Source organism: Intrasporangium sp., from assembly GCF_051961875.1.
Lineage (GTDB): Bacteria > Actinomycetota > Actinomycetes > Actinomycetales > Dermatophilaceae > Intrasporangium_A.
Map to the genome: position 1 here is coordinate 1 of NZ_JBQCCV010000013.1, position 10,080 is coordinate 10,080.

Consider the following 10,080-nt stretch of genomic DNA (forward strand, 5'->3'; position numbering starts at 1 on the left):
CGCCCATGTCGAGTGAGCACTCAGTCATACGTTTCCCACGTCGAGTGTGCTCGTCGTCCCCCGTGCCTCACGTGTCTGGGGGGGGGAGTGTGGGGGCGCTCACTCGACGGAGAGCGAAGGGGGGGCGTGGCGGGACGAGTCCGTATGCCGCTCAGCTGAGCGGCATACGGGTGGGTTGCGTTGGGCGGCTCCTCACTTCGACGCGGCCGTGTCGAGGTACGTGACGGGGTCGCCCCAGCCGAGACGGGTCACGCCGTACTTGTCGAGGGCGAGCACCGCGAGCGTGCGCCGGTGCGCCGCGAAGGCGAGCACGTGGCTTCAACCCGTGGCTCCACTCTGGCGGCCATAGGGGGCTCGCGCCAGAGCGGCGGAGTCAGGAGGTGGGGAGACGCCGCACCGTGAGGATCTGCTCGACGGTCCCCACCGGGCCGTTCACGTCGTGCAGGACGCTGGAGGTGAGGCCGATCCCGTTCTCGCCGAGGCTGACTCGGGTGTCGAGGCCGACCCACCCGGGGACCGGCTCGCGGAGCAGATGCACGGTGAGGTCGACGTTCGGGAAGGCCCACTCGCCGGGCGGCACCCGGACCGCGATCCCGTTCGCCGTGTCGGCGAACGCGAGGAAGGCCGCGGTCGGCGACACCACCTCGCCCTGCACCAGCTTGTTGGGGGACCGCATCCAGACCCGGGCCCGCCCGGGGCGGCCTGCGGGATCGGCGCGGACCTCGAGGCTGCGGATGTAGCCCCCGCCCCAGATCTCCATCCCGTTCCACCGCGGGAACGCGTCGGGTCCCGGCATCGGCTCGAGCTCGAGGCCGGCCGCCCCCGAGGAGTCGCCGGTGGCGAGCCGCCAGGCGCGGGCCCGGACAACCGGCCGGTCGTCGACGGACATCGTCGCCTCGACGAGCTCGATCGTGCGACCCGGTCGCAGGGTGCGCACGGCGATCGTGCTCGGGCGGGCCGGCATGATGCCGAGGATGTCGTAGCTGATCCGCGCCAGCTGCAGCTCCGGACGCGGCTCGTGGGTCTCGATGGCGTGGGCGATGAGGCCCCCGACGGGTGCCATGTGCTGCTCGTCGGGTCGCCAGGCGCCCTGGACGTGGATCGTCGGCGCGTAGCGGTCGTCGTCGAGCGGGAGGTAGCAGGCCGGGACGTCCGTGGCGAGCTCGAAGTCACCGAGCAGCGTGTCGGAGGCGGTCGTCACGCCGCCACCCTAACCGCCCGCGACCGGGCTCTCGACGAGCCCCAGACCGAGGTCGACCATCTCGACGAGACGCGGCGCGATGTGCTCGATGGCCTCTGGCGGCAGGCCGCGCAGGGGCCCCTCGAGCGCGAGCATCGCGAAGCCGTGCACCGCCGACCACGCCAGCAGCTCGGCCCCCTCGCGCTGCTCCGGTGGCAGGGCCCCGGCGCTCACCATCGCGTCGAGCTGGTCGGACAGAAGCTGGAACGGCGTGCGGCCGCACTGACCCGCCGCCTCCGGTGAGCTCGACCGGCTGAGGTCGACCGGCACCCCGAACGCGGTGCGGAACAGCCCCGGCTCGGCGAGCGCGAACCGAAGGTAGCCCAGACCCACGGCGCGGAAGCGCCGCCGGGCCACCGACTGCACGGCGCCGTCGTCGGGGACCGCCGCGATGGACTCGGCGATGACGTCCGCGGCCTGGCCCTGGGCACGGCTCGCGACGGCCTCGAGCAGGTCGTCCCGGTCCGCGAAATGGCGGTATGCCGCGTTCGCCGAGACCCCGACCCGCCGGGTCGCCTCGCGCACGACGACGGCGTCGGGGCCGCCCTCCCGGGCCAGCTCCGTGCTGGCGTCGAGCAACGCTCGGCGGAGGTCGCCGTGGTGGTATGTCGCCCGCCGCGGCCCCGAGCGGGCCGCGCGCTCAGGTTCCGGTGCGGTCGAGACGGTCACGCTCCTCATCATGCCCGCCCAGCGGTCCGACTGCGCCAGCCGACACGGACCGGGACGACACCCGCCCGACTTGCGGGCCGCCATACGGACTCGTACGGCAGAGTGGGCCGCACACCGATCCCCGGGAGGAACGCAGTTGGACGTCCTCGCGTATCTCGTCGCCACCGTCGTCAACGTCGCCCTCGTCAGCTTCGTCGTGCGGCGGCTCCTCGGGGTCCCGGTCGGTTGGCCGCGAACCATCGTGCTGAGCCTGCTCATCCAGGCCGGCTCAGCGGGGCTGCTGACGTGGGTCGGGCACACGCTGGGCCTCGACACGAGCATCGACTCGCCCGCCCTCGGCCAGACCTTCGCGATCCTCGCGCTCGTCGTCGCCTGGCTCATCGCGGTGCAGGTCGCGATCCTCGCCATCCTCGAGGTCTTCGTCCCGACGGGGACGCTGCCCGGCCCGGTCTCCCTCGTGCGCTCCCTCCCGGCGCGGCGGCGTCGTGCCGCCCGCTACACCGCCATCGTGCGGATCGCGGCTCAGCACGGGCTCGGCGCCTACCTCCGCCCGACCGGGCCCGGGACCGACCAGCCCGCGTCGAAGGTGGCGCGCTCGCTCCGGCTGGCCCTGACCGAGGGCGGCGTGACGTTCGTCAAGCTCGGGCAGATGCTCTCAGCTCGGCCCGACCTGCTGCCCGAGGCGTACATCGCGGAGCTGTCGACCCTCCAGGACCGGGTGCCCCCGCAGCGGTGGGCCGACGTCGAGCGGGTCCTCGAGCAGGAGCTCGGCCGGCCGGTCGCCGAGGTGTTCAGCCACGTCGACCAGCAGCCGATGGCGGCGGCGTCCGTGGGTCAGGTGCATCGTGCGGTCCTCCGGTCCGGTGAGGAGGTCGTCGTCAAGGTCCAGCGTGTGGGCGCGCGCCGCCAGGTGACGGCCGACCTCGACATCATCCTCAGGCTGGGGGCTTGGCTGCAGCGGACGACGGGCTGGGGGCGCCGGCTCGGGACGCGGCCGCTCGCCCAGGGTTTCGCGACGTCTCTGGACGAGGAGCTCGACTATCGGGTCGAGCTGACCAACATGCGCTCCGTGGCGGCCGGTCTCGCCGCCACGGACCGGAGCCGGCTGCGCGTGCCACGCGCCCATGAGCAGTGGTGCACCCGACGGGTCCTCGTCATGGACTGCATGCCGGGCCGGCCGGTCGGTGAGGCCGGTGCGGTCCTCGCCGGCTTCGCGCCCGACGAGCGCCGGGCGATGGCCGAGGACCTGCTCGGCGCGGTCCTGCACCAGATCGTCGTGACCGGTGTCTTCCACGCCGACCTGCACCCCGGCAACATCTTCGTCGCCGACGACGGCACTCTCGGCCTGCTCGACTTCGGGGCCGTCGGCCGACTGGACCAGGGTGCCCGGACCTCCATCGGGCTGCTCCTCGCCGCGGTCGACCGGCAGGACGCGATCGCCGCGGCCGATGCCCTGCTCGACCTGCTCGACCGGACCGGCCGCATCGACGACCGGGGCCTGGAGCGAGACCTCGGCCAGCTCATGCTGCGTCACACCGCCGGCCCCGGGCCGGTGGGCAGCGCGGCGATGTTCGTCGAGCTGTTCCGGCTCGTCCTCCGGCACGGCCTGACCGTGCCGCCGCAGGTCGCGGGGGCGTTCCGTGCCCTCGGTGCCCTCGAGGGGAGCCTGCGCGTCATCAGCCCCGACCTCGACGTGGTGTCCGCGGCCCGGGAGCACGGCCGCGGACTGGTGACCGCATCGCTCACACCCACCGAGGTCCGGTCCAGCCTGGAGAGCCAGCTCGCAACCGTCCTGCCGATGCTGCAGCGGCTGCCGCGCCGGTTCAGCAAGATCAGCGAGGACCTCGAGGCGGGGCGCTTCACGCTGGGGGTGCGTGCCTTCGGCGACCCCGGCGACCGGGCGTTCCTGACCGGCATCGTCCACCAGCTCGTCATGACGGCGCTCGCCGCGGCCGCCACGCTCGGCGGCGTCATCCTCATCGCCGCCGACGGCGGTCCGATGATGACCGGTCAGGTGCGGCTCTACGCCTTCCTCGGTTTCACCATGGTCTTCTTCGGCTTCATCCTCGCCTCGCGCGTGCTCGCCCTCGTCTTCCACCAGCACCGGGAGACCGCGCGAGACGGTTAACGGGTCGCCGCGACGAGGGCCGGCAACGCCACCGCGGCCGTGGAGCGGATCACGTGGTGCGCGACGTCCGAGACGTCCGTGTCGACCGGGTTGACCTCGACGACGAGGCTGCCGGTGCCCCGGGCGATGGCGGGCAGCCCTGCCGCGGGGTGGACGATCCCGGACGTGCCGACCACGAGCACAAGGTCCGCCGCCTCGACGAGCTCGACGCCGCGGTCCCACTCGGCCATCGGCAGCATCTCGCCGAACCAGACGACGCCGGGACGGATGCTGCTGCCGCATCGCGGGCACGTGGGTGGCTCGATCCGCTCGACCGTCCTGTCGGGCAAGGCGATCGGCTCGTCGTATGGCGCCGCACAGGCCTCGCAGCGGTAGGCCGCGAGGGAGCCGTGGAGGTGCACGACGGGATCGCTGCCGGCGCGCTCGTGCAGGTCGTCGACGTTCTGCGTCACGACCGCGACGTCTGGGCCGCCCTCGCGCCCGGCCCACTCGGCCAGCGCGCGGTGGCCGGCGTTCGGGGCGACCTGGCTGATCCCGCCGAACCGCCACAGGTACCACGCCCACACGAACGCCCGGTCGCGCTCCCAGGCCGCGGGCGTCGCGAGGTCCTCAGCGGCATACCGCTCCCACAGGCCCGTCTGCGCGTCACGGAAGGTCGGCACGCCGCTCTCGGCCGACATCCCGGCGCCGCTGAGGACGACGACCCGCTCGGCGGCTCTGAGGGCCGAGGTCAGCTCCGTGGGCAGGTCCATCCGGACAGGCTCGCACACGAGGGACATATGCCGTCCTGGTGCTGGTGGGGCGGAGTGCTCACTCGAGTGCGGGGGGCATTCGGAACACGTCGAGTGAGCGGTTGGTCCCACGGGTCACACCCTGTGGTGGTGCTGGTGGGGCGGAGCGCTCAGTCGACGGGGGTGGGGACGAAGGCGCCGTCGCGCAGCATCGGCACGGCGGTGCTCGAGCCGAGCTCTGCCGCGATGGCGACGTCCTGCGCATACCCCTGCTCGATGAGCTCGCGCCCGCTCGAGCACCGCGCGAGGGCCTCGTCGACCCGGCCGCGCACCGCCGTGAACGACGCCAGCGCCGCCTCTACCTCCGGGCTCAGCAGGAGCGGGCCGGCCTGGTGCTCGAGCGACTCGACCAGTGCCGTCGCGACCGCTCCGGCTCCCCAGGCATCCTCGACGGCGGGCCGCAGCGAGGCGTCCGGCCAGCGTTCGCCGGACGGCACGAGGACGACGACCGGGGGTTCGCCCGGGCTCGATCGGAACCGGTCCGCGAGCCACCGGCCCACCGCGGCGCCGTTGCGGAGCGAGGCCGCCACGACCGTGGCCCCCGCCTCGGCCAGCATCGTCGTGATCGTGGATCCGTTGGGAGAGGGCAGCACGAGCGACCCGATCGAGCCAGCCTCACGAATGGACCTGGGGGACAAGGAGATCCCGCCCTCATGGCGAGCCACGCTGCGCGGCAGGGCGAGGGCCGCGCCGCGCTCGGCGGCGAACGACTCGGCACTCTCGTCCTGCCACCGGTAGGGCAGCACCGACGTCCCCGCGTCGGCGGCCACCGAGACGCACGTCGTGAAGCTCAGCACGTCGACGACGACGGCGATGACGGCTGAACCGCGCTGGGCGGCATACCCCACGAGGAAGCCCGCCCCGGTGGGACCCCACTCGAGGCGCACGGGGTGGTTGTCCTGACTGTGCCAGGAGCCGTCGGGCCCCAGCCGCTCGGTCATCGCGCGTCGAGCTCTCGGACGAGCCGGGCCGGGGCGGTGTTGCGGTAGGACATGTCGACGAGCTCGCCGACCTCGTCCCAGTCGACGTCGTCGACCCCAAACCCGTGGAAGGTCAGCCCGAGCCAACCCGACGGGCCCACGTAGGCCGGCACGAAGAACCGCTCGTCCTGCACGAGGGCGTCACGCTCGGACGCGTCGGGCAGGAACAGGAGCGCACGACGGGCAACCGGGGCGAAGTGCTCACCCTTCAGCGAGCCCCCGAAAATGGCAAACACCTTCTGCGTGAAGAAGTTCGGCCGGCCATGGGCGATCTTCTCGGCCGCGCCCGGCAGTGCGAGGCACAGGTCCCGGAGCCGGCGGAGGTGAGGGTCGGACGCCTCGAACATGAGCGGGTGCGCCATGGCACCCACCGTAGGGCCTGTCAGCAGATCCCGTCGCCGCCAGAGCCGCAGCCACCGGCGCCGCATTGGCAGCCCCCGCCGCAGCCGCCGCCGGCAGCGACCGGCTCGGGCTCTTCGTGGCGGGTGTCCCAGGCCTGCTGCAGCGCCTGGAGAAGGACCGGCACCGGCTGCGCGCCGGACAGGCCGTACTTGCGGTCGAGGACGAAGAACGGCACGCCCGTCACCCCGATCATGGCCGCGGTCGCCTCGTCGCTGCGGACATGGTTGCCGTAGTCGTCCGACTCGAGCATCCGCCCGACCTCGTCCGTGTCAAGGCCGACCTCCGCGGAGAGGCGCACGAGCGTGGCCCGGTCGCCGACCGGTTCGCCCTCGGTGAAGTAGGCGCGCATGAGGCGCTCGAGCATCGGCTTCTCGAGCCCGTGGTCCGAGGCGAGGTGGACCAGGCGGTGCGCGTCGAAGGTGTTGCCGGGCCGAGCCTGCTGCCACTGGAAGTCGAGGCCGACCTCGCGGGCCTGCTCGGCGATCGCCTCGTGCTGGGCGACCGCGTCGCTCTCCGGGATCCCGTACTTGGCCGCGAGCATCTCGGGCAGCGTCCCGTCGGCGACCGGCTCCGCCGACCGGTCGAGCTCGAAGCTGTGCCACGTCACCTCGACCTCGTCCCGGTGCGGGAACTCCGCGAGGGCCGCCTCGAAGCGAGCCTTGCCGAGGTGGCAGTACGGACACACGATGTCGGCCCAGATGTCGATCTTCACGCGCCCCACTGTAGGTGGGCGTCAGGACACCGACTGAACCCGGTCGATGACGGCGGCCGCGCAGGCCTGGGGCACGGTCTCGGGCAGCCAGTGCCCGGCATCGATCTCGATGAAGGCGTACGGCCCCGTCACGAACCCGCGCGTCAGCTCCGCCGCGGACCGGCCGAGCGCGACGTCGCGAGAGCCCCAGAGCAGGGTCGCCGGCACGCTCACCGGCCAGGCGCGCACGTGCGACTCACGGACGGCGCGATACCAGTTGAGCGGCCCGTTCAGCGCGTCAGCGTGAGCGAGGTGGGCGGCATACCGCTCGAGGTCCTCGCGGGGGAGGCCCGTGGCCGACCAGATCGGCCGGAAGGCCGCGGCGAGCACGTGCTCGGGCACGTAGGGCAGCTGGAACGCGCCGATGTACCACGACCGCGCGGCCTGCTCGAGCCGGCGGGCCGCGCGCCGGAGCGCCGCCGGGTGCGGCGTCGAGAGCGATGTCATCGAGGCGACGCGCTCCGGGTGGTTGCCCGCGACGAGCCAGACGATGGCGCCGCCCCAGTCGTGCCCGACGAGGTGGACGCGCTCGTGGCCCGTCGCGTCGGCCAGCGCGGTCACGTCCGCGACGAGGTGCTCGAGGCGGTATGCCGCTCTGCCCGCCGGGCGCGCGCCGGGTGAGTACCCGCGCTGGTCGGGTGCGAACGTGCGCAGCCCGGCCTCGTGCAGGAGGGGCGCGACCCGGGTCCAGCTCGACCGGTCGGCCGGGAAGCCGTGCAGGAGCAGGACCGGCACCCCGTCGAGGGGCCCGGTGTCGGTGACGCCGAAGGTCAGGCCGTCGTGCTCGAACGTCGTGAGCCGGGAAGTCGCCACTGCTCCATCATGACCGCGGCGGGCGCCATAGGGTTTCCACATGCCCGCCCGGATCGTGCCCGACCACGTGCGGCGCACCGTGCTCGGCCTGTCGGTCCCCGGGCTCTACGTCGCCGCCGGCTTCTTCCTCATCTCCTGGTCACCGAGCCTGCTGCCCCGCACGTGGTACTACCAGGGCATCATCAGCGGGATCTGCGCCGGCGCGGGCTATGCGATCGGCGTCGTCGGCGGCTGGCTCGTCGCCCGTCTCGCCCGCCTCGTCCAGCTCGAGATCCGGGTGTCGCGACAGGCCGGCCGGTGGCTGCGGACCGGCTGGCACGTGCTCGCCACCGCCTTCGTCATCTGGCTCACCGTGGCCAACGTGCGCTCCCAGGGCCGCACCGCCGCACATGTCCACCTCAGCCCGCCCGGGCCCGTCGACTGGCTCAAGTCGATCGTGCTGGCGCTGCTCATCCTCACCGTCTTCATCGCCATCGTCCGGGGGCTGCGGCGGCTGACCCACCGGCTGGCCGAGGCCGTCGGCCAGGTGCTCCCCGCGACGATCGCGTCGGTGTGCGCGGTCATCGTCGTGACGATGGTGGCCGCGTGGGTCGGGGACAGCGTCGTCTTCCACCGGGTCATGCAGCGGTTCGGCACGATCGCCGCCCAGGTGAACGAGAAGCCGCCGACCGGCGTGGAGCCACCGACCTCACCGCTCAAGTCCGGAAGCCCGCAGTCCCTCCAGCCCTACGCCACGCTCGGCTACGAGGGCCAGAGGTTCGTCACGAGCGCCCCGACGCCGGAGCAGATCCGGGACGCCACGGGGCAGCCGGCCATCGAGCCGATCCGGGTCTACGCGGGGCGGCACGCCGACGAACCGATCGCGCGCGTGGCGGACCAGGTCCTGGCCGAGCTGCACCGGACGGGCGCGTTCAACCGGTCCGTCATCGCCGTGCTGACCTCGACGGGCACGGGCTGGGTCAACGACTGGTCCGTCCAGGCGATCGAGTACCTCACCGGCGGCAACTGCGCCGTCGCCTCGATGCAGTACTCGTACCTGCCCAGCGCGATGTCGATCATGACCGACCGCGAGACGCCCGGCGACGCGGGCCGCCTCCTCTTCAACAAGATCTACGCCGCCATGCAGGACATCCCGCCGAGCCAGCGCCCCCGGCTCGTCGTCGGCGGCGAGTCGCTCGGCTCCTACGGCGGCCAGGCCGCGTTCACCGACCTCCACGACATGATGAGCCGCGCCGACGGCGGTGTGTGGGTCGGCACCCCGAGCTTCACCCAGATCGCGGCCCAGCTGACAGCCTCACGTGTGCAGGGCTCACCCGAGATCGTCCCGGTCATCGACGACGGCCGGCACGTGCGCTTCGCGGCGAGCTCCGACAACCTCACCCACGACTACTACGGGCGCCCCTACGGAGCCTGGGACTTCCCCCGGTTCGTCTATGCCCAGCACCCGTCGGATCCGATCGTGTGGTGGAACCCCGCGCTGCTCGGCGCCCAGCCCGACTGGCTGCGCGAGCCGCGCGGCCGCGATGTCAACCCCGACGTCACGTGGATCCCGTTCGTGACGTTCTGGCAGCTGACCACCGACATGGCCGTCGGGCACGATCCACCCGACGGCTACGGCCATCGGTATGGCGCTGAGCTCGTCCCAGCGTGGGGCGCGGTCCTCGGGGACGCCCCCACCCGCGACTACACGCGGATCATCGCCGGCGTCACCAAGACGGTCCACCGCGTCGCGTGACCGGCTGAATCCACCCCGCGACAACCCCTTGGAATCGGGTACGCACCGGCGCAGGGTCGCCTTTGTGATGAATGCGCAACCCTGTCGGAGACGCGGCGGCAGCCGTACAGTGTGGAACATCGATGCCCGTCGACGGGACGTCGTCGGGCGCAGCGTGAGGTGGCGATGCGAGATGACGACGACCGCAGACCGAGCAGCCCGGGCCGCGACGACACGCACGCGCCCGGGCCCACCGCCCCGCACTCCGGGCCAGCTCGCGGTGCGGATCCTCACCACGACCGACCACAAGGTGATCGGCAACCTCTACTTCGCGACGTCCTTCTTCTTCTTCATGATCGGGGGCGTGCTCGCCCTGCTGATCCGGGCTGAGCTCGTCGAGCCCGGGCTGCAGATCGTGGACAACCCGGAGGAGTTCAACCAGTTCTTCACGATGCACGGCACGATCATGCTGTTGCTCTTCGCGACGCCGCTGTTCGCCGGCTTCGCGAACGCGATCATGCCGCTGCAGATCGGCGCGCCCGACGTGGCGTTCCCGCGCCTCAACATGTTCGCCTACTGGCTCTACCTGTTC

General features: G+C 72.6%; 10 protein-coding genes. 3 read left to right on the plus strand and 7 right to left on the minus strand.

Going from position 1 to position 10,080, the window contains the following annotated elements:
- Positions 1–373: 373 nt before the first annotated feature.
- Both ACTHJJ_RS00520 and ACTHJJ_RS00525 read right to left on the minus strand, forming a co-directional pair.
- On the minus strand, positions 374–1,201 hold the full coding sequence (locus tag ACTHJJ_RS00520; RefSeq protein ID WP_440300984.1) for a thioesterase family protein: 828 nt from the start codon (positions 1,199–1,201) through the stop codon (positions 374–376).
- 9 nt (positions 1,202–1,210) lie between these two features.
- Positions 1,211–1,909 carry a TetR/AcrR family transcriptional regulator gene (locus ACTHJJ_RS00525; protein ID WP_440300985.1) on the minus strand — a complete coding sequence of 233 codons (699 nt, stop codon included), beginning with the start codon at positions 1,907–1,909 and terminating at the stop codon, positions 1,211–1,213.
- Between the two features lie 136 nt (positions 1,910–2,045).
- On the opposite strand from ACTHJJ_RS00525, the gene ACTHJJ_RS00530 reads away from it, so the two are divergent.
- Entirely contained in the window at positions 2,046–4,037 is a 1,992-nt protein-coding gene (locus ACTHJJ_RS00530) for an ABC1 kinase family protein (protein ID WP_440300986.1), read from the plus strand.
- Here ACTHJJ_RS00530 and ACTHJJ_RS00535 read toward each other — a convergent pair.
- The 5 genes from ACTHJJ_RS00535 to ACTHJJ_RS00555 form a co-directional block, all read right to left on the minus strand.
- Positions 4,034–4,789, minus strand: coding sequence for an SIR2 family NAD-dependent protein deacylase (locus ACTHJJ_RS00535; RefSeq protein ID WP_440300987.1), 756 nt, complete (start codon positions 4,787–4,789; stop codon positions 4,034–4,036). The two genes, ACTHJJ_RS00530 and ACTHJJ_RS00535, sit on opposite strands and share 4 nt — an antisense overlap.
- Before the next feature lie 149 nt (positions 4,790–4,938).
- Positions 4,939–5,769, minus strand: coding sequence for a 2-phosphosulfolactate phosphatase (locus ACTHJJ_RS00540; protein ID WP_440300988.1), 831 nt, complete (start codon positions 5,767–5,769; stop codon positions 4,939–4,941).
- Positions 5,766–6,170 carry an MmcQ/YjbR family DNA-binding protein gene (locus ACTHJJ_RS00545; RefSeq protein WP_440300989.1) on the minus strand — a complete coding sequence of 135 codons (405 nt, stop codon included), beginning with the start codon at positions 6,168–6,170 and terminating at the stop codon, positions 5,766–5,768. Before ACTHJJ_RS00545 ends, ACTHJJ_RS00540 begins: the two co-directional genes overlap by 4 nt.
- Before the next feature lie 20 nt (positions 6,171–6,190).
- On the minus strand, positions 6,191–6,922 hold the full coding sequence (locus tag ACTHJJ_RS00550) for a DsbA family oxidoreductase (protein ID WP_440300990.1): 732 nt from the start codon (positions 6,920–6,922) through the stop codon (positions 6,191–6,193).
- A gap of 21 nt (positions 6,923–6,943) precedes the next feature.
- Positions 6,944–7,774 (minus strand): alpha/beta fold hydrolase, encoded by an 831-nt coding sequence (locus tag ACTHJJ_RS00555; protein WP_440300991.1) that lies wholly within the window; start codon positions 7,772–7,774, stop codon positions 6,944–6,946.
- Positions 7,775–7,814: 40 nt separating this feature from the next.
- Here ACTHJJ_RS00555 and ACTHJJ_RS00560 point away from each other — a divergent pair, with 40 nt between their 5' ends.
- Complete coding sequence (locus ACTHJJ_RS00560; RefSeq protein WP_440300992.1) at positions 7,815–9,509, plus strand: alpha/beta hydrolase; 1,695 nt, start codon at positions 7,815–7,817, stop codon at positions 9,507–9,509.
- 172 nt (positions 9,510–9,681) lie between these two features.
- Positions 9,682–10,080 (plus strand): cbb3-type cytochrome c oxidase subunit I (locus ACTHJJ_RS00565; RefSeq protein ID WP_440300993.1); only part of this gene is annotated, 399 nt, incomplete at its 3' end.

Coding starts and splice junctions, on each gene's coding strand:
- ACTHJJ_RS00535 (WP_440300987.1), bottom strand. CDS start 4,789: ATGGACCTGCCCACGGAGCTGACCTCGGCCCTCAGAGCCGCCGAGCGG.
- ACTHJJ_RS00540 (WP_440300988.1), bottom strand. CDS start 5,769: ATGACCGAGCGGCTGGGGCCCGACGGCTCCTGGCACAGTCAGGACAAC.
- ACTHJJ_RS00545 (WP_440300989.1), bottom strand. CDS start 6,170: ATGGCGCACCCGCTCATGTTCGAGGCGTCCGACCCTCACCTCCGCCGG.
- ACTHJJ_RS00560 (WP_440300992.1), top strand. CDS start 7,815: ATGCCCGCCCGGATCGTGCCCGACCACGTGCGGCGCACCGTGCTCGGC.